A 23,593-nucleotide genomic window follows, 5' to 3' on the forward strand; every position below is an offset into this window, starting at 1 on the left:
GTTATTCGTACTAAGGTCTTAACACGTATAAATATAGAGTTAGTGACAGCCTTTCTTCTGCAAATCAAAGTATACCAAACCACTGCATGCGGTTGAAAATATGTGAATAAAAGCAATATATTATACGAAAATAGCCTTTTGTAAAAGCTTCTTTCACAATCTTTCTTATTATTGTATTAAAGTTAGGGTAACTAAAAATGTTCGATTAGTATTATTTTTTAAGCTGTAGAAGCAATCCTATAACAGCCTAATTTTTTTATTATACTGTTGTCGACATGATTTAGAGGCTTTCTTACGTGAAATGATAACAAGCGCTAGGGAAATCTCCCAGCGCTAGTAGTGTTACCGTTGTACTACTTGTTATGAAGAAGCTGCTTTATTCGACTTTGGAAAGACTGAATATGATAGTGAGATCACCGCATCAAGTGTTAGAATCATCATCCAAATTCTGCTTAGGTTATTTACAATTGCGTTGTTAAAAGGGAAAGTAGCATTTTTATTGTTAAGCCAAACTGTAAATAGTTGTTCGATGCTGTTAATATTAACAATTTCTTCTGACAAACCGTAAGAAATGAATAATATGAAATGTACAATAGCAAAGATAAGAAAGTGAGAAAAAAATTGTTTTCGTTGATTTTTGGCATGAGCTTTACCATATAGTACTTTAGCTGGTTTAGCTTGAGGGATAGGTTCTCCTTTCCATAGAGCAACTTTTTGTTGAATAATAGTATCTAACTTTTGTGCATCAGCTTTACCGTATGTGAGAGCGTAGACGATAATAACTAAAATAATGATCTGATAGCTCGTAAAATCTCCTGTTTTTAAATAATCAAAAAACCCCATTGCTGCAATCCATAGATCATTTATGATAAAAATGAGAAATAAAAGCATGCTCAGCTTTTTTAACCCAAACCAATAGCGAACAGTCAAAAATGATATCATAAACACCCAAAAGAAGATTTCAGCAATAATTAAAAAAATCCATTTATGTTCTAGCACGAAATCCATAAAGAACTTCTCCTCCTAATTTTTAAAAGAGCTTTGGACTCTCATTTCAATTTTCAATATGACCTCTGAAATTAAACCCTAGCTAACTCCTTATATGTGATACTAGGCCAAAGCTGTAGCTACTACAGCAATACCATTAAAGCAACCATGAATGATCATAGCTGGTATGACCGACCCTGTCCGTTCGTATGTCCATGAAAAAACAAGTCCACTTACAAAAGTGATTGGCAGCACATTATATGTTGGTATGTGAACGAGCATAAAGATTAATGAGCTAACCGACATACCGGTATATATCCCGCATTTCGCCCTTAGCCATTTATAAATAAACCCCCGATAAAAAATTTCTTCATAAAAAGGAGAAATTACACTAGCAGATACAAACCCAATGATAAAGTTAACAGGAGTGACCTGCGATTGAATACTAGCTGTTTTACTATTTTCATAGTTAACTCCAAACCACGACATAGCAAATATTATAATGACACCAACAATGATTAAAAGTATTATCCAAAGTATAATCCATGTCAAATATTGAATTGGAAACGATCGTAAACCAATATCCTTCCATGTTAAATGATGGGGCTTTAATGAAATCATATAAATACTGTATAAAAAACATATTGCCATTATTAGCCCAGTGAGGGTACCTGCATATAGATCGTTTGCTAATATATTATTTATATACGCATGTAATAAATATTCAATAAGTATGGGTACAACAACGAATGCTACTATAAGTGCTCCTATGAATTCCTTCCATGTCCAAACTTCATCTTTAAAATCTAATCGTTTAATTTGTATACTTTCCATAAATAAATCCTCCAAATTAATGTATGTTTTAGCTATGAATGGTGAATGACTTCGATATGAATAAATTCCATATGATACAATTATTGTAAAAGGTGACGTAACGTCACTTGCAAGTACTTTTTCTAAAGTGTTTTATGGGATATTGTCAGAATAGATGGCATTTGTTTAACAATCGTTATGAAAATAACTATCCGTAAACTTTGTTGATATAGTTCCTATAAAGGAAGATTTTGCTCAATCTCCACCTTTTTATAGAAGAAAAGATGCTCCGAAAAATTCGTATATCCATAGAAATGTTTTACCTAAATGGTTTTTAGAAAGTTATTTTTCTTAATTTAGGCGTAGTTCGTTATGAAATTATTTCATCAATCGTGCTTGCTAATAGGGGGAATAGAAGTGATATATTATTCAACGGGTGACGCTTCAAAGAAGCTTCATCTTTCCGTACGAACGCTTCGTTACTATGATCAAATAGGACTCGTCGAACCGACGATTAAAGAAGACAACGGTCGACGTCTTTATTCAGAGCAAGATATGCTTAAACTAGAAAAGGTTACAATACTAAAAGCTCTTTCACTTTCTCTAGATGACATTAAAAAAGTTCTAGATCAAATCACTGTTCAAGACATTTTAGCTGTCCATAAAAAGTCATTAGAGAACCAAATTCTTGAGCTACAAGGGTCGTTAAATCATACAACGACGATTTTAACTAGTATAAGAGTGGAACAACAATTAAATTGGGAGGTTTTGTTACCACTAATAGATGAATATCTACATCGTAAGTCAGCAGAACAAAAAGAAATGATTTGGAAGGAGTTTTTTAATGAAAAGGAAGTTGATGCACTCTCAAATAACCTTCCAAAAATGGGCGAGGACGATGAGCAAACTAAGAAGTGGATTAACATTATTAGGAGGGTGGAGTTATGTTTGAAAAACAGCATAAAACCAGAATCTGCAGAAGGTCAACTCATTGCAGAAGATATACTATTACTGTCGAAAGAAACCTTTCATGGTGATGAAGATCTGGAACTGAAATTTTGGGAAGTTCGCAAATCAAAGGAGAAATCTCAAAAGCTAGGACTATATCCGATTAATGACGAAGTTGTTAAGTTTATCGAACAAGCTATTGATTATATTTTAGAAGAAAATTACATATGAAACGGATAAACAAAATCATCAAAACTATAAAAGGAGAGATAAGATGGATTTCAAAGAGCTACAGGAAAGTTGTTTAACAAAACGAGGTGCTTATGAGGATTTTCCATTTGGGGATGATGCGCATGTGATGAAGGTAGGAACTAAAATGTTTGCTATTTTGTCTCTAGGAGAAACCCATCCTGCCATTAGCTTAAAATGTGAGCCAGATGTTAATGAAATACTTCGTGACCAATATCCCGCCATTAAACCAGGTTATCATTTAAACAAGCGACATTGGAATACAATTACAGTTGATGGCACAGTACCAAATAAACAAATCTTACAAATGATTGATAGGTCTTATGAGTTAGTGTTTAACAGTTTAAAGGCTGAAAAGGCAGAGATTAACGAAAAAAATTAAAAGCTTTTTTCGCAAAACAGAAACACAGCTTCAATTACGTTGATGGCTAAGGTCAATCAGATCAAAACGCCCTTTACCAATGCCAATGTAATTATCACAACAAAAATACAGGCTCTTTTCGTAAATTTTGTTGCAATATACAAAATACTCAACAGTCATCGTTTTATAGCAGAGAAGATGTAACGAGTTTATTTATAGTACGTAAACCAATAATCTATGCGAAAAGAAAAAAAACATTTACATATAATTGAAATGCAACGTATAATAAAAGTGAGTAATCACTCACTGAAATGGAGGGATACAACGTGAATAATGATACTTGTATTTCAGTTAGTCATGTAACAAAGAGATTTGGTAAAAAAGCTGCTCTACAAGATGTAACATTTGACATTTCCTTCGGAGAGTTCTTTGGCTTACTTGGTCCATCTGGAGCTGGAAAAACAACGCTTGTAAAAATGATAGGTGGAATAGATGAAGTAACTGAAGGGTCGATATCGGTTTTAGGCACTAAGATGCCTAATTTAAAGATGATGAATAAAATCGGTTTTATGGCACAATCAGATGCGTTATATAATGAGCTAACAGCATATGAAAACATTGATTTTTTTGCAACGATTTATGGTTTAAAAGGGAAGGTAAAGCAACAAAGAATTGATAAAGTATTAGAACTTGTCAACCTGCTACCAGAAAAGAAAAAGCCTGTTCACCAGTTTTCTGGAGGAATGAAACGGCGGTTATCACTTGCTATTGCTATTGTTCATGAGCCAGAAGTTTTATTATTAGATGAGCCGACTGTTGGGATTGATCCTATCTTAAGACAATCGATTTGGGATGAGTTAAGAAGATTAAAAGATAACGGAAAAACAATCATCGTAACAACACATGTCATGGATGAAGCAGAGAAGTGTTCTCGCCTCGGTATGATACGAGAAGGGTGCTTAATCGGACTCGGCACACCAGATGAATTAAAAGCGCAAACGAGTGCTAACACTCTAGAAGAAGCCTTTTTAACATTCGGGGGTGTAAGAGGATGAGAATAAGAGCGATGGTTATACGAATTATTCGTCAGTTCTTGAGAGATAAACGAACGATAGGTCTCATGTTAATAGCCCCTATGTTTATTTTATGGTTAATGTCGCTAGTATTTGATGGTAACGAATACACACCTACAATAGGGATGGTTGATGTCCCAGATATGTTGTTAGAGCAACTAGAAGAGGAAAATGTAGAGCTACTTTCGATAAATCAAGAAGAAGCAGAAGCAAAGCTTACTGAGCAAGAAATAGATGCATTTATTATTATGGATCAGAATGTACCGCACATTAGCCTTGAAGGTAGTGATCCGACTGTCAATAAAGCGGTTTTATTATCAATACAACAAGCATTTCAACAGCTGGAAAACGAGCAACAATCATTAATAAAGCCTGAATTCACATATTTACATGGTTCAGATGAGATGGCCCTCTTTGATAACATTGGTCCATTTTTAATCGGTTATTTTGCATTTTTCTTCGTATTTTTAATTGCAGGGGTCTCTTTCTTACGAGAAAGAACGAGTGGTACGTTAGATCGTATATTATCTACACCGCTCAAAAGGTGGGAAATGGTTATAGGTTACGCTTTAGGATACGGTATATTCACAACCGTTCAAGCGACTATCATTGTGTTCTTCTCAATAGAAATTCTTGATATTATTATGGTTGGATCAATTTGGTATGTGTTACTCATTACATTTCTACTGTCATTAACTGCACTCACTTTAGGAACATTCTTGTCTGCATTTGCTAATAACGAATTGCAGATGATCCAATTTATCCCGCTAGTTATTATTCCACAGGTGTTCTTTTCTGGATTATTCCATTTGGAAACAATGGCACCGTGGTTACAGTCATTAAGTGTAATTATGCCGATGACGTATGGTGGGGATGCTATGAGAGACATTATGATCCGTGGTGGAGGCTGGGCTGATATACAAATTGATGTATTCGTCTTGCTTGGATTCTCTTTATTATTTATGGTATTAAATGTAGTAGCTTTAAAGAAGCATAGAAGATTATAAAAGTATAAAAAGCTGGAATTTCAACATGGTGATAGAAGAAAGCAAAAGCTAGCAGATGTAAGGAGTTAATCATAATGCAGGATAAAGAGTGGCTTGAAGAGCTTCTAGAAATGGGTAGTCGTGACGAAAAACTTAGCCCTAAGCAAAAGAAAATCCTTGAAGCTGCTGTTGAAATATTTTCCGAAAAGGGATTTGCAGCATCATCTACTAATGAAATAGCCAAAAGGGCTGGGGTAGCTGAGGGTACAATTTTTCGACATTACAAAACGAAGCATGACCTATTAATTTCAATCGTAGTTCCAACTTGGACAAAAATTATTACACCATTGCTCGCAAAATCATTCGTGAAAGAAGTGTTTAAGAAAAATCAATACAATCAAGCGGAGGATTTTCTACGAGCGTTATTAATTAACCGCTTAGAATTCGCTAAGAAGCATTTACCCATGCTGAAAATCCTGTTGCAAGAGATCCCTTTTCAGGAGGAGCTGAAAGAGCAATTTACGAGTATATTTACAGAACATATATATGTTCAATTGCAAAAGATTATTGAACATTTCCAACAGCAAGGGGATATTATTGATCTCCCTTCAAAAACGGTTATCCGTATGATTTTAACTACTGGTATTGGATTTATTCTTACAAGGTTATTCATTTTACCTGATGCTGAATGGGATGACGAACAAGAGATTGAGCACACTATTCAATTTATGCTCTATGGTTTATCTGGGAAAGAAGACAGGTAAAGAAATGACATACAAAGAGCAATACAATAATAGCTGTATGTACAGGGTTAATGTTAAAAAGTAGTCAATATGAGATCCATTTAAAAGGAAATGTGTGTAAAATCATACATTTCTTTTTGTTATTTATGTGTCTTAAGTTTTGTACTTTTTTATATAACTAATGTGAATGTTACCTCTTATATAGAGGCTCTTTTCTTCAACGTTATTGCTATTGTTATGCGAATATGGTTCTTACACGGTTAGTCATTGTTGTACAGGAGGAAAGATGCCACGATTTTTAGTTGTCTACGTGTTTGGCTCTTAGTACGCAAAGCAACAATTAATGCGAAAACAACCTTTATAGAAGAACATATGCCAAGCCACTGTAGTTGGATACATTATTATTTCTACGTTCGAAAAAAACAATCAAAGCGGAAAAAATTCTTACTTAAAAATCTAATTAAATTAATACAACTATTACTATTCTAAAAAATATTTACAATTATCTGTACATTCGTTAGTATAAAAATGGGTATTAATCTATTTTTTTGAATATTAACAATGGATAGTTTAGTATCTAAAAAATATAAGGAGGAGATTGAGATGGTAATAACAAAAAAGTTGAAGGATTTTCATAAGGTTAGGAATTGTAAAACGTAGAAATAAGAAAAAACTACAACGGAGTGTTCAACAATGACAAGCGGCTTTTAATAACGAGGTATTGTTCTAGAAGAACTAAGCTATAAATACGAAATGAAAACAAAAAGCTTCTAGAGTGGAATCACTGACGGATTTGTTGAGCATTTCAATAAGGAGAATGATCATGGGGAAAGTGACATCAGATATTAATATTGTAGAATACCATAACGGATTAGCTGAAGCTGTAGCAGATATGTGGAATAACAGTCAAGAGGGCTGGGGAGGTTCCACATCTGTTAAAACAGGTGTACAGGTGAAGGTACAGGAGGCAAATTCTAGTAATATTAAAGTATTTTTAGCAATGGACGGAGAATTGGTAGTTGGTTATTGTTCTTTATCTGAATACCGTGAAGATCGAGGAGCAATGTATATTCCATTATTAAATGTTCGCCCAGATTATCATGGGAAGAAGATTGGGAAAATGCTCGTCACAAGAGTATTAAACGAAGTAATTCAAAGGAAATGGCCGCGTCTTGACTTGTATACATGGCCCGGAAATACGAAGGCTGTTCCTCTTTACAAAAAATGTGGGTTCTTTTGGGAAGATCGTGATGATACTACACATTTGATGAATTTTATTCCAACTGTGCTCGCTACAGATGCAGTGAAAGATTATTTTGCAAAAGTAGATTGGTATACTGCTAGTGATCGGCAAATTGAGGTCGTACCAGACGATATTAAGCGTAATCATTTTGTTTATTACGAGTATTCTTGGAACGACGAGTACTATGGAAAATTACGTATGCATTTTGAAAGGTCAGGCCGTGGTTTACGGCTTATTGAGACGGATGACTATTTAATAGAAGCTACAGTAGAGGACTTTGAACTTGTTTGTAACAAATCCCATCAAATCCAATTTCATGTCATAAATAAAAACGATAAGCCACTTCAACTTCGATTTGAAGGGGAAGAGCAAGGGCAAATTAGTTTCTTATATGAGAATGAAGTCAAGGTAAAAGGTGAAAAGACTATTGAAGCGATGTTTTCAATCGCTGACTATGTGGAAGAGCAAAGTCCGTGGCGAACGCATCCAGCTGTACAAGCAAATGTGTGGATAAATGGCAAAAAAGCTACTTTTGCAATTGGAGTGAATCCAAAATTACCTGCAAATATAAAAGCTGCTGCACCACAAGATCAATTTATGGCCGGGGAAGAGGTAACCTTTTTCCTTGATATTGAAAATCAATCGAAGGGCGAGCAAATATTTTCTTTCTCACTACCTTCTACGAATTTGCTAACGATTAAGCAACAAAAGATAGAAGTAACATTACAAGGGAAAGAAAAAATGTCTATACCGATCGATGCATACTTACATGACTATGGTTTTTATGGACCGGAAATAGAAGTGTCTGTTATTAGGGACGGTCATATTGAACAAACCTTTAATAAACGAATTGGGGTTGGCTTTAAAGGGATTGGCGCACAATTTGACGGGGAATGTGATGAATACTGGCATATATATAATGGGAGCTACCAAGGATATTTTAGTAAGTTTAATAATCAATTCATTCCCGGTCGTATTATGAGTGATTCTCAACCGACAACGCTCATGTTTCCTAAGCTTGGGAAGCCGTATAACGACGAGTTTTCTAAGAAAAAACCAAAGAAGGTGGAGTTTGAGCAACAACAAGGAGCAATGATTTTAAAGGCAACATTTGAATCAGAGTCGATGAATAATATTTCATTTGTTTATATTTATAAGCTTTTTGCAGAAGGTTTAATAGAGGCAGCAGTACAACTGACGAACGAAGGTAATGAAGCTACATCAGAAGATGTGTGGATAAGTCAGCCGATTTATCATAGTCTGGAAAATCCAATTTTTCATTATAATCATGACCTAGTTGAACACGGTAAAGGCTTCACTTTTTACGGAGAATGGGAAAGCTCTAAGCTTACGGAAAACTGGATTTTTTCACAGTACAAACCTTACCCTAGTGGATTTTGCTGGCCAAAGCAATCGCAGTTGCAATTTGAAAACTGGTACACATATTGTGAACAAAACCTTGGTAAGCTTGATGGAGGAGTGACTGTACAAACAGAGCCAATCTTCATCAACATGGGTGCCTTTCAAACATGGAAAGAATTCCGTCGTTTCGCGGAAAGAAAGCCTGTCAACAAACAGTTGCCACAGGATGCAATTGAGGTTGTATATAATGCTAGAAACCCTGTTATCTCAACAAATGAAATCGTCATTAAAACTGAACAAAAGAAAAATACCTCATCAGATGGAACTGTCCAAGTCACCTTGGCAAATGACACATATGCAGGAGAGCATGAAGTATCTGTCCCAGTTAAGCAGATTCATGATCCGTTCGTACATGTGAAGGTGAAAGATCGACGTAATAATATAGCATATTATTCAGAACGTGTCTTACTGAAACCTTCAAATGATAAAGTTGTGCATCATATCGTTGAAGAGGATGACCTAAAGGTTCATAGAGTGAATAATGGTTTAATAGAAATAGGAGCATCAACAGACTTTTTTCCTACGCTATTTTCATTAAAAATGAATGGAGTAGAGTGGCTAGATTCATCCTTTCCAAAACTAACATCTAAATCGTGGTGGAATCCATGGTCAGGTGGTATTCGTAGCACAATGAGTGATTTGAGTAACCGTTCTTGGAGCAAGGAATCATCTTCGGTTCAGTTTGCTACTTTAAACGATCAATTTCATAATGTTTGGGAAGGTTTAGAAATTTCAACGAGCATTACGAAACACGAAAAATATAAAGGACTTAATTTTCACCAATATTTTGTTATGCTACCAGGGGTACCTGTCGTCGCTCATTTCTCGAAAATTGATCAACATACAGGCTCGTACCTACTCGATAAAAAATTGGAAACTGAATTGTCAATTAAACCAAATTCATATTTGGATAAAACCTTTATACAAAATGGTGATGTGAAGGTTACTGGTGGTGGTGCGGAATACGAGGCTAAATTAGAACTTCAGCATGCGTTTGGTGGGGATAAAGTAGACGAATTACTACACATCATTCAACATGATGAAGTATCTGAAACTGAAGTATATATGAACAAGGATGTTAATTTTACAAGTATCAATCAAAAGCTACACTTAGCTAATCGTCAAACAATATTTACAAAACCGTTACTCATTACAGTAGGCAAGGGTAAAATTAATCACAAGGCACTGCATCATTTAGCAAATTTAGTTCTAACAAAAGAGGAAAAATTGCATGAAAATTATTGATGCTCACTTGCATTTTTCAAATATTAATAGCTTCTTTCAAACTGCAGATGAAATGTCAAAAGTTAATTACTCATCTGAAGGAATCGTAAAGGAATTTGAAGACGCAAATGTCGTGCTTGGGATTGCGATGGGGTTAACTGAAACCTCCAATCAAGGATTTCCTTCAAAGTATGCACAAACACCTATGGGGATTGATTTATCGTCGTCAATTCCTCCTTCTATTGTATATTGTGCAGGGGTTAATCCTTATACTTTAACTAAGGAATCATTGCGAATGCTCGAGAAAGAAGTTCAGAAGCCTCATGTAGTTGGGATAAAAATTTATTTAGGGTACTACCCTTTTTATGCGTATGATGACGTTTATAAGCCAGTATATAAAATAGCTGCGAAATATGGGCTACCAGTCGTATTTCATACAGGAGATACTTATTCAGAGAGAGGCTTATTAAAGTATTCCCACCCTCTTACACTTGATGAAGTTGCTGTAGAGCATCGTGATGTCACTTTTATGATGGCTCACTTCGGAGATCCGTGGGTGTTAGATGGAGCAGAAGTAGTATATAAAAACTCTAATATGTACGCAGATTTATCCGGTTGGCTTGTTGGTACAAAACAAGATATTGAAAAGCATGTAAACTCCAATTTTTTAGATCATATACGTCATGCTTTAACGTTTTGTGATCGTTACGACAAGCTATTATTTGGCACAGATTGGCCACTTGCTCCGATACAAGCATACATTGATTTAGTGAAGGAGCTAGTACCAGAGCAGCATCACAAGGATGTTTTTTATCATAATGCAATAAAAGTGTTTCCGAAAATTAAACCATTTTTAAATGTATAAACGTTTTGTTATTTTTGCAAAAGATATATAATGCCGTTTATTTCTTGCTAAAGATAAGGCTGGCCAATAACCTTTATAGTAATACGCATACATGTGTTAGCTATTTCGACAAAGGTTTTATAGGCCAGTCTTTTTGTTCTTTGAAAGGCACTTTTATCGCTAGTGTTACCAATTAAAAGAGCAAGAGATGGTTATACACGATTATTATATAAAGAAGTGATGGTGCCACGAGCTTTTGGTGTATATGTGTGATTTTTTTATTTTGAAAACGAAACAACAGTTAATGTGACAACTAGCTTTGAAAAAATGCTATTTCTTTAATATTTACTGTTTATATATTATTGTGATTCCGTGACGATTAAGTGTAAAAATTGAATAATGCAAAGGTTTGCTGTTAAGATGGATATAAGAATGTAAAGTGATTAAAAAAATCTTATCCGATAACAGAAAGTGGAGGTTATAACATGTATGTAGTGATGAATGTGTTAACTGTACCTGAAGACGGTAAGTCAAAAATGGTTGAGTTATTTAGCAAAAGTGCTGAAAATATGAAAAAGGTACCAGGTTGTGTAGAATTTCAATTTTTAAGCTCGTCGGAAGAAGAGAAACAAGTTGTGTATACAAAATGGGAAAGCAAGGAAGATTTTAAGGCATGGACTGAAAGCCATGCTTTTCGTCAAGCTCACGCTGAGCGTCGAACACGAGGCACAACTGCAACTGGATCAAAGATAGAAATCTATGAAGTCGTACATAGCTCGTAATATGTGACATGAAGATGTTTAATTAATATGTAAATGAGATGTTTAAAAGGTGTTAACTATGTTATTTTTAGGTTGTGAAAAAAAGAAAGTAGGAATATATTTTCTAAGGTTTCCTATATGATCTATTTAGCGCAAAAAAATTTCCTCCTCGGAAGGGTACTTTGTGTAAAAAAATATTAGGAAAAATTAGACTTTAAGCAACCTTAGCCCGCTACTCAAAGGGCTAAGGTTTTTAAGTTTCTGAAGATGCTTGTTTAACGATTTGAAAAAACAAGTGAAAACCCTACTTCTATATGTAGCTCTTGAAAGCGATATACTTTTTACTTTTCTGTAGTAATCGTCCTTGACTTAACCTCGCACCCTCTTGAATTCCCTAACCTTGTTTAAGAATGTGATTTCTTTTTTTTAAGGGACTATTCCCTTTTCTTATTTTCTCACCTGTAAATGAATTTTCTCTTTTTTTGGAAGTCCTTATTTTTCTATGCCGTTCATGTTTATATATTAGTGGCTATTTCCCATTATAACCAATTTTGTATTGATATATTTTTTACTTAATCATTTTTTCTGCAAACAATGTAACACATTCTGAATTTACTCACTCTCCTGGTTCTTACCACTATCATAAATCCTCTATCCCTTACCAAACACCCATTCATTCATAATGACCATTATAATTTTCCTCATGTATGGAGTACGGATCTATTTGAGGAAACATCTATCAATAAGTGACTATGTTCCCTGTTTTGAATAGTAGAAGAAAAAATCAACCTTTTTCTCGACGGAAAAATGTGGTATAAAAATAGTTGGGTATTGTCGAAAAGGGAAGAATATTGCAATTTATCACATTTTATGTCTGTAATTTACAAAAAAATCCATAGGAGGGTTGTAAAATGTCAAACAAATTTAAGCATCATTTTTTTATTCGTTTATTTTTATTCATTTTATTAAGTCTATCATTGACTTTACCCATTAATGAAATACAAGCTTTAGCAGAAGAAACAGGTAGTGGAACAATTGATTCTCCTTATTTAATTTATTCTGTCGAGGGTTTAAAGGGGATAAGTAATGAATTAGGTGCGCATTACAAACTGATGAATGATATAGATCTCACAGGTGAGGAATGGACACCAATTGGCACTAACAGTACCACGTTCACAGGTACATTAGATGGGAACGGATACAAGATACATAATCTTGTAATCGATCAATCTAGTACAGACTATATCGGGTTGTTTGGTTATACATCGAATACAACGGTTACAAATCTAGAATTAAGCGATGTCCAAATTACCGGGAGGAACAATGTCGGCTCCTTAATCGGTTATACAGCTGGAACGACAATCATCGAGAACGTGAAATTAACAGGAAATAGTACAGTTAATGGAGCAAGTAACGTAGGTGGATTGGTTGGTAATGGGAGTGGCACGCTAACCACGGAGAACGTGAAATTAACAGAAAACAGTACAGTTCATGGAGCGAACAACGTAGGTGGATTATTTGGTTCTACGAACACTGGAACGTTAAATAAAAGCTACGCTTTAGGGACTGTAACAGCAAGTGGAAATGCCGTAGGTGGACTGATTGGAAGTAACATAAGAATGTATGTGAATGAAAGCTATTCCACATCCAATGTGAGTGGTGAAGATTATGTAGGTGGACTGATTGGACAAATTCCAAATCAGTCATACAACATTGACATTACGAACAACTATGCTTTAGGTGATGTGAGTGGAACAAGGTATGTGGGAGGCTTAATCGGCTATACAGATCGAAGCAGTTTCTCCTATACAATTAGAATCGAGAATAACTATGCCGCAGGGAGGGTAACTGGAACATCTAACATATCTGGATTAGTTGGATCTGGTAGTGATACTCGATTAGTAAACAGTTATTATGATGGGCTTGCCGTCGGCTATATCTCAAGCAGTGTCAGTCGTTTAACAAGTGCGATGAAGACAAAAGCTAATTATGTGAACTGGGACTTTGAAACCATCTGGGGAATTGATGAGGATTCATCTTATCCATACCTCCTACAATTGGATGTCCCAAATGAAACGAGTGTAGGGTTACCAGTGAATGAGGTAGCAGGGGGACATGGTACGGAAGAGAATCCATACTTAATTGAGACGATAGAACATTTGAAAAATATGAAATATGAGCTCGGTGCGCATTACAAACTGATGAATGATATAGATCTAACAGATGAAGAATGGACACCAATTGGCACTAACAGTGCCGCGTTCACAGGTACATTAGATGGGAACGGATACAAGATACATAATCTTGTAATCGATCAATCTAGTACAGACTATATTGGATTGTTTGGTTATACATCGGATGTAACGGTTACAAATTTAGAATTAAGCGATATCCAACTTACAGGGAGAAACAATGTCGGCTCCTTAATCGGTTATACAATTGGAACGACAATCATCGAGAACGTGAAATTAACAGGAAGTAGTTCAGTTAATGGAGCAAGTAACGTAGGTGGATTGGTTGGTAATGGGAGTGGCACGCTAACCACGGAGAACGTGAAATTAACAGAAAACAGTACAGTTCATGGAGCGAACAACGTAGGTGGATTATTTGGTTCTACGAACACTGGAACGTTAAATAAAAGCTACGCTTTAGGGACTGTAACAGCAAGTGGAAATGCCGTAGGTGGACTGATTGGAAGTAACATAAGAATGTATGTGAATGAAAGCTATTCCACATCCAATGTGAGTGGTGAAGATTATGTAGGTGGACTGATTGGACAAATTCCAAATCAGTCATACAACATTGACATTACGAACAACTATGCTTTAGGTGATGTGAGTGGAACAAGGTATGTGGGAGGCTTAATCGGCTATACAGATCGAAGCAGTTTCTCCTATACAATTAGAATCGAGAATAACTATGCCGCAGGGAGGGTAACTGGAACATCTAACATATCTGGATTAGTTGGATCTGGTAGTGATACTCGATTAGTAAACAGTTATTATGATGGGCTTGCCGTCGGCTATATCTCAAGCAGTGTCAGTCGTTTAACAAGTGCGATGAAGACAAAAGCTAATTATGTGAACTGGGACTTTGAAACCATCTGGGGAATTGATGAGGATTCATCTTATCCATACCTCCTACAATTGGATGTCCCAAATGAAACGAGTGTAGGGTTACCAGTGAATGAGGTAGCAGGGGGACATGGTACGGAAGAGAATCCATACTTAATTGAGACGATAGAACATTTGAAAAATATGAAATATGAGCTCGGTGCGCATTACAAACTGATGAATGATATAGATCTAACAGATGAAGAATGGACACCAATTGGCACTAACAGTGCCGCGTTCACAGGTACATTAGATGGGAACGGATACAAGATACATAATCTTGTAATCGATCAATCTAGTACAGACTATATTGGATTGTTTGGTTATACATCGGATGTAACGGTTACAAATTTAGAATTAAGCGATATCCAACTTACAGGGAGAAACAATGTCGGCTCCTTAATCGGTTATACAATTGGAACGACAATCATCGAGAACGTGAAATTAACAGGAAGTAGTTCAGTTAATGGAGCAAGTAACGTAGGTGGATTGGTTGGTAATGGGAGTGGCACGCTAACCACGGAGAACGTGAAATTAACAGAAAACAGTACAGTTCATGGAGCGAACAACGTAGGTGGATTATTTGGTTCTACGAACACTGGAACGTTAAATAAAAGCTACGCTTTAGGGACTGTAACAGCAAGTGGAAATGCCGTAGGTGGACTGATTGGAAGTAACATAAGAATGTATGTGAATGAAAGCTATTCCACATCCAATGTGAGTGGTGAAGATTATGTAGGTGGACTGATTGGACAAATTCCAAATCAGTCATACAACATTGACATTACGAACAACTATGCTTTAGGTGATGTGAGTGGAACAAGGTATGTGGGAGGCTTAATCGGCTATACAGATCGAAGCAGTTTCTCCTATACAATTAGAATCGAGAATAACTATGCCGCAGGGAGGGTAACTGGAACATCTAACATATCTGGATTAGTTGGATCTGGTAGTGATACTCGATTAGTAAACAGTTATTATGATGGGCTTGCCGTCGGCTATATCTCAAGCAGTGTCAGTCGTTTAACAAGTGCGATGAAGACAAAAGCTAATTATGTGAACTGGGACTTTGAAACCATCTGGGGAATTGATGAGGATTCATCTTATCCATACCTCCTACAATTGGATGTCCCAAATGAAACGAGTGTAGGGTTACCAGTGAATGAGGTAGCAGGGGGACATGGTACGGAAGAGAATCCATACTTAATTGAGACGATAGAACATTTGAAAAATATGAAATATGAGCTCGGTGCGCATTACAAACTGATGAATGATATAGATCTAACAGATGAAGAATGGACACCAATTGGCACTAACAGTGCCGCGTTCACAGGTACATTAGATGGGAACGGATACAAGATACATAATCTTGTAATCGATCAATCTAGTACAGACTATATTGGATTGTTTGGTTATACATCGGATGTAACGGTTACAAATTTAGAATTAAGCGATATCCAACTTACAGGGAGAAACAATGTCGGCTCCTTAATCGGTTATACAATTGGAACGACAATCATCGAGAACGTGAAATTAACAGGAAGTAGTTCAGTTAATGGAGCAAGTAACGTAGGTGGATTGGTTGGTAATGGGAGTGGCACGCTAACCACGGAGAACGTGAAATTAACAGAAAACAGTACAGTTCATGGAGCGAACAACGTAGGTGGATTATTTGGTTCTACGAACACTGGAACGTTAAATAAAAGCTACGCTTTAGGGACTGTAACAGCAAGTGGAAATGCCGTAGGTGGACTGATTGGAAGTAACATAAGAATGTATGTGAATGAAAGCTATTCCACATCCAATGTGAGTGGTGAAGATTATGTAGGTGGACTGATTGGACAAATTCCAAATCAGTCATACAACATTGACATTACGAACAACTATGCTTTAGGTGATGTGAGTGGAACAAGGTATGTGGGAGGCTTAATCGGCTATACAGATCGAAGCAGTTTCTCCTATACAATTAGAATCGAGAATAACTATGCCGCAGGGAGGGTAACTGGAACATCTAACATATCTGGATTAGTTGGATCTGGTAGTGATACTCGATTAGTAAACAGTTATTATGATGGGCTTGCCGTCGGCTATATCTCAAGCAGTGTCAGTCGTTTAACAAGTGCGATGAAGACAAAAGCTAATTATGTGAACTGGGACTTTGAAACCATCTGGGGAATTGATGAGGATTCATCTTATCCATACCTCCTACAATTGGATGTCCCAAATGAAACGAGTGTAGGGTTACCAGTGAATGAGGTAGCAGGGGGACATGGTACGGAAGAGAATCCATACTTAATTGAGACGATAGAACATTTGAAAAATATGAAATATGAGCTCGGTGCGCATTACAAACTGATGAATGATATAGATCTAACAGATGAAGAATGGACACCAATTGGCACTAACAGTGCCGCGTTCACAGGTACATTAGATGGGAACGGATACAAGATACATAATCTTGTAATCGATCAATCTAGTACAGACTATATTGGATTGTTTGGTTATACATCGGATGTAACGGTTACAAATTTAGAATTAAGCGATATCCAACTTACAGGGAGAAACAATGTCGGCTCCTTAATCGGTTATACAATTGGAACGACAATCATCGAGAACGTGAAATTAACAGGAAGTAGTTCAGTTAATGGAGCAAGTAACGTAGGTGGATTGGTTGGTAATGGGAGTGGCACGCTAACCACGGAGAACGTGAAATTAACAGAAAACAGTACAGTTCATGGAGCGAACAACGTAGGTGGATTATTTGGTTCTACGAACACTGGAACGTTAAATAAAAGCTACGCTTTAGGGACTGTAACAGCAAGTGGAAATGCCGTAGGTGGACTGATTGGAAGTAACATAAGAATGTATGTGAATGAAAGCTATTCCACATCCAATGTGAGTGGTGAAGATTATGTAGGTGGACTGATTGGACAAATTCCAAATCAGTCATACAACATTGACATTACGAACAACTATGCTTTAGGTGATGTGAGTGGAACAAGGTATGTGGGAGGCTTAATCGGCTATACAGATCGAAGCAGTTCCTCCTATACAATTAGAATCGAGAATAACTATGCCGCAGGGAGGGTAACTGGAACATCTAACATATCTGGACTAATTGGATTTGGTAGTGATACTCGATTAGTAAATAGTTATTATGATCGTGTTGTTACGGATTTAGGTGTTGAAGATTCATACGGACGTACTACAGTTGAGATGATGGAAGGAGATACATATGTAGGGTGGGATTTCTCTACAATTTGGGGAATTGAAGAAGGTTTCTCTTACCCGTATCTTAGACTTTTTAATGAAGTAGTAACGAATCCTTTAAGCTTAAGTGCAGAAACAATAAATGAGGGAATCTCCCTATCCTGGTCTGCAGTTGATAGTACTTCTAGCTACAACATTTACCGTTCTACAAATTCAGGAGAACCATATGATTTAATAGCATCAAATGTACAAAATACAGTGTACCTTGATACAACAGTTGATAATGGAAATACTTATTTTTACGTAGTCACCTCGATTACTGAAGATGGAGAAAGTGACTTTTCTAACGAAGCAAGTGCCTCTCTAATACCTTTAGCTCCATCAGAAGTAGAAGTTACAACTGGTGATGGTGAAATTACGTTAACCTGGGGAGAGGTTCCGAATGTAACTACTTACAATATTTATCGCTCAACCCAAAGTGGAGGACCGTACATCTCAATCGCTCAAAATATTAACGAAACTAACTACATTGATATTGATGTATCAAATAATGTGAATTACTATTACGTGATTACAGCAGTCAATAATAGTGGAGAAAGTGAATATTCTCTAGAAGTATCCGGGATACCAAGCACTTTAATTCCAACTATACCAGTAGGTATCAATACAGTGAATGGAGACGGGGAAGTTACCGTATCATGGGGAGAAGTGACGAATGCAACGACATATAACGTTTACCGATCCACAACGATCGGTGGTCCATACATCTTAGTTGCCCAAGATGTCAATGAAACAAGCTATATTGATGTAGACGTAACGAATGACACGACGTACTATTACGTAGTGACGGCAGTGAATGAACATGGAGAAAGTGGCTATTCTGAAGAAATATCTGGAACACCTGGAGTGCTTGTTCCATCAGCACCAGTAGGTATTAGTATAGTGAATGGAGACGGAGAAGTTACTGTATCATGGGGAGAAGTGACGAACGCAACGACATATAACGTTTACCGATCCACAACGATCGATGGTCCATACATCTCAGTTGCCCAAAATGTGAATGAAACAAACTATATTGATGTAGACGTAACGAACAACACGACGTACTACTACGTAGTAACGGCAGTGAATGAACAAGGAGAAAGTGAGTATTCTGAAGAGGTATCTGGAACACCGGGAGTGCTAGTTCCATCAGCACCAGTAGGTATCAGTATAGTGAATGGAGACGGGGAAGTTACCGTATCATGGGGAGAAGTGACGAATGCAACGACATATAACGTTTACCGCTCCACAACGGTCGATGGTCCATACATCTCAGTTACTCAAAACGTGACTGCAACAAACTATATTGATGTAGACTTAACGAACAACACGACGTACTACTACGTAGTAACGGCAGTGAATGAACAAGGAGAAAGTGAGTATTCTGAAGGGATATCTGGAACACCAGGAGTGCTAGTTCCATCAGCACCAACAGATATAACGATCGTAAATGAGGAAGGACAAGTTACAGTATCATGGGGGGAAGTAACGAATGCAACGACATATAACGTTTACCGCTCCACAACGATCAATGGTCCATACATCTCAATCGCTCAAAATATTAACGAAACTAACCACATTGATATTGATGTAATGAATAATGTGAATTACTATTATGTGATTACAGCAGTCAATAATAGTGGAGAAAGTGAATATTCAGAAGAGGTATCTGGAACACCAGGAGTGCTAGTTCCATCAGCACCAGCAGGTATCAGTATAATGAACGGAGACGGGGAAGTTACTGTAACATGGGGAGAAGTAACGAATGCAACAACATATAACGTTTACCGCTCCACAACAATTGATGGTCCATACATCTCAGTTACTCAAAACGTCAATGAAACGAACTATATTGATGTAGACGTAACGAACAACACGACGTACTACTACGTAGTAACGGCAGTGAATGAGCAAGGAGAAAGTGAATATTCAGAAGAGATATCTGTAACACCGGGAGTGCTCGTTCCATCAGCACCAACAGATATAACGATCGTAAATGAAGAAGGACAAGTTACAGTTTCATGGGGAGAAGTAACGAACGCAACGACATATAACGTTTACCGCTCAACAACGATTAATGGTCCATACATCTCAGTTGCCCAAAATGTGACTGCAACAAACTATATTGATGTAGACGTAACGAACAACACGACGTACTACTACGTAGTAACGGCAGTGAATGAACAAGGAGAAAGTGAGTATTCTGAAGGGGTATCTAGTACACCAGGAGTGCTAGTTCCATCAGCACCAACAGGTATAACGATCGTAAATGAGGAAGGACAAGTTACTGTATCGTGGGGAGAAGTAACGAACGCAACGACATATAACGTTTACCGCTCGACTACGATCAATGGTCCGTACATCTCAGTTGCTCAAAACGTCAATGAAACAAACTATATTGATGTAGACATCACGAACAACACAACGTACTACTACGTAGTGACGGCAGTGAATGAACAAGGAGAAAGTGGATATTCTGAAGAGGTATCTGAAACTCCAGAAGTTCAGGTTCCATCAGCACCAACAGATATAACGATCGTAAATGAAGAAGGACAAGTTACTGTTTCATGGGGAGAAGTAACGAACGCAACGACATATAACGTTTACCGCTCCACAACGATCAATGGCCCATACATCTCAGTTGCTCAAAATGTGACTGCAACAAACTATATTGATGTAGACATTACGAACAACACAACGTACTACTACGTTATTACGGCAGTGAATGAGCATGGAGAAAGTGGCTATTCTGAAGAGATATCTGAAACTCCAGAAGTTCAGGTTCCATCAGCACCAACAGATATAACGATCGTAAATGAGGAAGGACAGGTTACTGTATCGTGGGGAGAGGTAACGAATGCAACGACATATAACGTTTACCGATCTACAACGATCAATGGTCCGTACATCTCAATCGCTCAAAATATTAACGAAACGAACTACATTGATATTGATGTAACGAATAATGTGAATTACTATTATGTGATTACAGCAGTCAATAATAGTGGAGAAAGTGAATATTCAGAAGAGATATCTGGAACACCGGGAGTGCTCGTTCCATCAGCACCAACAGATATAACGATCGTAAATGAGGAAGGACAGGTTACTGTATCGTGGGGAGAAGTAACGAACGCAACGACATATAATGTTTACCGCTCCACAACGATTAATGGTCCATACATCTCAGTTGCCCAAAATGTGACTGCAACAAACTATATTGATGTAGACATCACGAACAACACGACGTACTACTACGTAGTAACGGCAGTGAATGAGCATGGAGAAAGTGGATATTCTGAAGAGATATCTGAAACTCCAGTAGTACAGGTTCCATCAGCACCAACAGATATAACGATCGTAAATGAGGAAGGACAGGTTACTGTATCGTGGGGAGAAGTGACGAACGCAACGACATATAACGTTTACCGCTCCACAACGATTAATGGTCCATACATCTCAGTTGCCCAAAATGTGACTGCAACAAACTATATTGATGTAGACATCACGAACAACACAACGTACTACTACGTAGTGACGGCAGTGAATGAGCATGGAGAAAGTGAATATTCAGAAGAGATATCTGAAACTCCAGAAGTTCAGGTTCCATCAGCACCAACAGATATAACGATCGTAAATGAGGAAGGACAAGTTACTGTATCGTGGGGAGAAGTAACGAACGCAACGACATATAACGTTTACCGCTCCACAACAATCAATGGTCCGTACATCTCAGTTGCTCAAAACGTCAATGAAACAAACTATATTGATGTAGACATTACGAACGACACGACGTACTACTACGTAGTAACAGCAGTGAATGAACAAGGAGAAAGTGGATATTCTGAAGAGATATCTGAAACTCCAGTAGTACAGGTTCCATCAGCACCAACAGATATAACGATCGTAAATGAGGAAGGACAGGTTACTGTATCGTGGGGAGAAGTGACGAACGCAACGACATATAACGTTTACCGCTCCACAACGATCAATGGTCCATACATCTCAGTTGCTCAAAACGTCAATGAGACAAACTATATTGATGTAGACGTAACGAACAATACGACGTACTACTACGTAGTAACGGCAGTGAATGAACAAGGAGAAAGTGAATATTCAGAAGAGATATCTGAAACTCCAGAAGTTCAGGTTCCATCAGCACCAACAGATATAACGATCGTAAATGAGGAAGGACAAGTTACTGTTTCATGGGGAGAAGTAACGAACGCAACGACATATAATGTATACCGCTCCACAACGATTAATGGTCCATACATCTCAGTTGCCCAAAATGTGACTGCAACAAACTATATTGATGTAGACATCACGAACAACACAACGTACTACTACGTAGTAACAGCAGTGAATGAACAAGGAGAAAGTGGATATTCTGAAGAGGTATCTGAAACTCCAGAAGTTCAGGTTCCATCAGCACCAACAGATATAACGATCGTAAATGAGGAAGGACAAGTTACTGTATCGTGGGGAGAAGTAACGAACGCAACGACATATAACGTTTACCGCTCCACAACGGTCGATGGTCCATACATCTCAGTTGCTCAAAACGTGACTGCAACAAACTATATTGATGTAGACATCACGAACAACACAACGTACTACTACGTAGTAACAGCAGTGAATGAGCATGGAGAGAGTGGATACTCTGAAGAGATATCTGGAACACCTGGGGTGCTAGTTCCATCAGCACCAGTAGGTATTAGTATATTGAATGGAGACGGGGAAGTTACTGTATCATGGGGAGAAGTGACGAACGCAACGACATATAACGTTTACCGCTCCACAACGATCAATGGCCCATACATCTCAGTTGCTCAAAACGTGACTGCAACAAACTATATTGATGTAGACATCACGAACAACACGACGTACTACTACGTAGTAACGGCAGTGAATGAGCATGGAGAAAGTGGGTACTCTGAAGAGATATCTGGTACACCTGGAGTGCTAGTTCCATCAGCACCAACAGATATAACGATCGTAAATGAGGAAGGACAAGTTACCGTATCATGGGGAGAAGTAACGAACGCAACGACATATAACGTTTACCGCTCCACAACGGTCGATGGTCCATACATCTCAGTTGCTCAAAATGTCAATGAAACAAGCTACATTGATATAGACATAGCAAACAACACAACGTACTATTATGTAGTAACGGCATTGAATGAGCATGGAGAGAGTGAGTATTCAGAAGTTATTGTTGCTGACCCAGAGGCGACAATAGCAAACCTTGTTATTACTATGGAAGATGGCGCTATATTTAGTTACGATTTATCTATTAATCAAATAAATGATTTCGTAACGTGGTTTGAGAATAGAGCTAATGGTGAAGGACAGGATTACTATAAATTTGAATACGATAACAGAGTAGATTACATCGTATACGAATATATTATGTATTTTAGTATCACTTACTAAACCTGAAATTTACAGAAGTATAGTAATATCTACCTCTAGATAGAGTCGCTTAGGCGACTCTATTTTTTAACGATTTAGGATTGTATGTAAATGTAAACAAAATCCTTTACTAGTAGTTGCCTTCTATGCAAAAAAACT

General features: G+C 37.2%; 11 protein-coding genes. 9 read left to right on the forward strand and 2 right to left on the reverse strand.

Features of this window, described 5'->3' with window-relative positions; translation table 11 throughout:
* Positions 1 to 360: 360 nt before the first annotated feature.
* Both V1503_RS12050 and V1503_RS12055 read right to left on the reverse strand, forming a co-directional pair.
* On the reverse strand, positions 361 to 1,008 hold the full coding sequence (locus V1503_RS12050; RefSeq protein ID WP_410627190.1) for a hypothetical protein: 648 nt from the start codon (positions 1,006 to 1,008) through the stop codon (positions 361 to 363).
* 102 nt (positions 1,009 to 1,110) lie between these two features.
* The gene (locus V1503_RS12055) at positions 1,111 to 1,821 is read right to left on the reverse strand and encodes a CPBP family intramembrane glutamic endopeptidase (protein ID WP_410627192.1); all 711 of its coding nucleotides are present in this window, start codon (positions 1,819 to 1,821) and stop codon (positions 1,111 to 1,113) included.
* Positions 1,822 to 2,217: 396 nt separating this feature from the next.
* On the opposite strand from V1503_RS12055, the gene V1503_RS12060 reads away from it, so the two are divergent.
* From V1503_RS12060 to V1503_RS12100, 9 genes are all read left to right on the forward strand, one after another.
* Positions 2,218 to 2,979: a MerR family transcriptional regulator gene (locus V1503_RS12060; RefSeq protein ID WP_410627194.1), complete on the forward strand. Its 762-nt coding sequence runs from the start codon at positions 2,218 to 2,220 to the stop codon at positions 2,977 to 2,979.
* Positions 2,980 to 3,022: 43 nt separating this feature from the next.
* Complete coding sequence (locus tag V1503_RS12065) at positions 3,023 to 3,379, forward strand: MmcQ/YjbR family DNA-binding protein (RefSeq protein ID WP_410627196.1); 357 nt, start codon at positions 3,023 to 3,025, stop codon at positions 3,377 to 3,379.
* 290 nt (positions 3,380 to 3,669) lie between these two features.
* Complete coding sequence (locus tag V1503_RS12070; RefSeq protein WP_410627198.1) at positions 3,670 to 4,413, forward strand: ABC transporter ATP-binding protein; 744 nt, start codon at positions 3,670 to 3,672, stop codon at positions 4,411 to 4,413.
* On the forward strand, positions 4,410 to 5,438 hold the full coding sequence (locus tag V1503_RS12075) for an ABC transporter permease (protein WP_410627200.1): 1,029 nt from the start codon (positions 4,410 to 4,412) through the stop codon (positions 5,436 to 5,438). The genes V1503_RS12070 and V1503_RS12075 overlap by 4 nt, the downstream gene beginning before the upstream one ends.
* Before the next feature lie 74 nt (positions 5,439 to 5,512).
* Positions 5,513 to 6,181 (forward strand): TetR/AcrR family transcriptional regulator, encoded by a 669-nt coding sequence (locus V1503_RS12080; RefSeq protein ID WP_410627202.1) that lies wholly within the window; start codon positions 5,513 to 5,515, stop codon positions 6,179 to 6,181.
* Positions 6,182 to 6,983: 802 nt separating this feature from the next.
* A complete protein-coding gene (locus V1503_RS12085) occupies positions 6,984 to 10,070 on the forward strand; it encodes a GNAT family N-acetyltransferase (protein ID WP_410627204.1) in 3,087 nt (1,028 codons plus the stop codon).
* Positions 10,057 to 10,914, forward strand: a complete 858-nt coding sequence (locus tag V1503_RS12090) for an amidohydrolase family protein (protein WP_410627206.1) — start codon at positions 10,057 to 10,059, stop codon at positions 10,912 to 10,914. The genes V1503_RS12085 and V1503_RS12090 overlap by 14 nt, the downstream gene beginning before the upstream one ends.
* 464 nt (positions 10,915 to 11,378) lie before the next feature.
* On the forward strand, positions 11,379 to 11,675 hold the full coding sequence (locus V1503_RS12095) for an antibiotic biosynthesis monooxygenase family protein (protein WP_410627208.1): 297 nt from the start codon (positions 11,379 to 11,381) through the stop codon (positions 11,673 to 11,675).
* Positions 11,676 to 12,565: 890 nt separating this feature from the next.
* Entirely contained in the window at positions 12,566 to 23,455 is a 10,890-nt protein-coding gene (locus V1503_RS12100; protein WP_410627210.1) for a hypothetical protein, read from the forward strand.
* The last annotated feature ends 138 nt before the right edge of the window (positions 23,456 to 23,593 follow it).

The sequence above is a fragment of the Nanhaiella sioensis genome (assembly GCF_046557775.1).
Taxonomy (GTDB): domain Bacteria; phylum Bacillota; class Bacilli; order Bacillales; family SM2101; genus Nanhaiella; species Nanhaiella sioensis.

Bases quoted from the DNA above. Each gene is read 5' to 3' on its own strand.
- V1503_RS12050 (WP_410627190.1), bottom strand. From the start codon at position 1,008: ATGGATTTCGTGCTAGAACATAAATGGATTTTTTTAATTATTGCTGAA.
- V1503_RS12055 (WP_410627192.1), bottom strand. From the start codon at position 1,821: ATGGAAAGTATACAAATTAAACGATTAGATTTTAAAGATGAAGTTTGG.
- V1503_RS12065 (WP_410627196.1), top strand. From the start codon at position 3,023: ATGGATTTCAAAGAGCTACAGGAAAGTTGTTTAACAAAACGAGGTGCT.
- V1503_RS12070 (WP_410627198.1), top strand. From the start codon at position 3,670: ATGGAGGGATACAACGTGAATAATGATACTTGTATTTCAGTTAGTCAT.
- V1503_RS12075 (WP_410627200.1), top strand. From the start codon at position 4,410: ATGAGAATAAGAGCGATGGTTATACGAATTATTCGTCAGTTCTTGAGA.
- V1503_RS12080 (WP_410627202.1), top strand. From the start codon at position 5,513: ATGCAGGATAAAGAGTGGCTTGAAGAGCTTCTAGAAATGGGTAGTCGT.
- V1503_RS12085 (WP_410627204.1), top strand. From the start codon at position 6,984: ATGGGGAAAGTGACATCAGATATTAATATTGTAGAATACCATAACGGA.
- V1503_RS12090 (WP_410627206.1), top strand. From the start codon at position 10,057: ATGAAAATTATTGATGCTCACTTGCATTTTTCAAATATTAATAGCTTC.
- V1503_RS12095 (WP_410627208.1), top strand. From the start codon at position 11,379: ATGTATGTAGTGATGAATGTGTTAACTGTACCTGAAGACGGTAAGTCA.
- V1503_RS12100 (WP_410627210.1), top strand. From the start codon at position 12,566: ATGTCAAACAAATTTAAGCATCATTTTTTTATTCGTTTATTTTTATTC.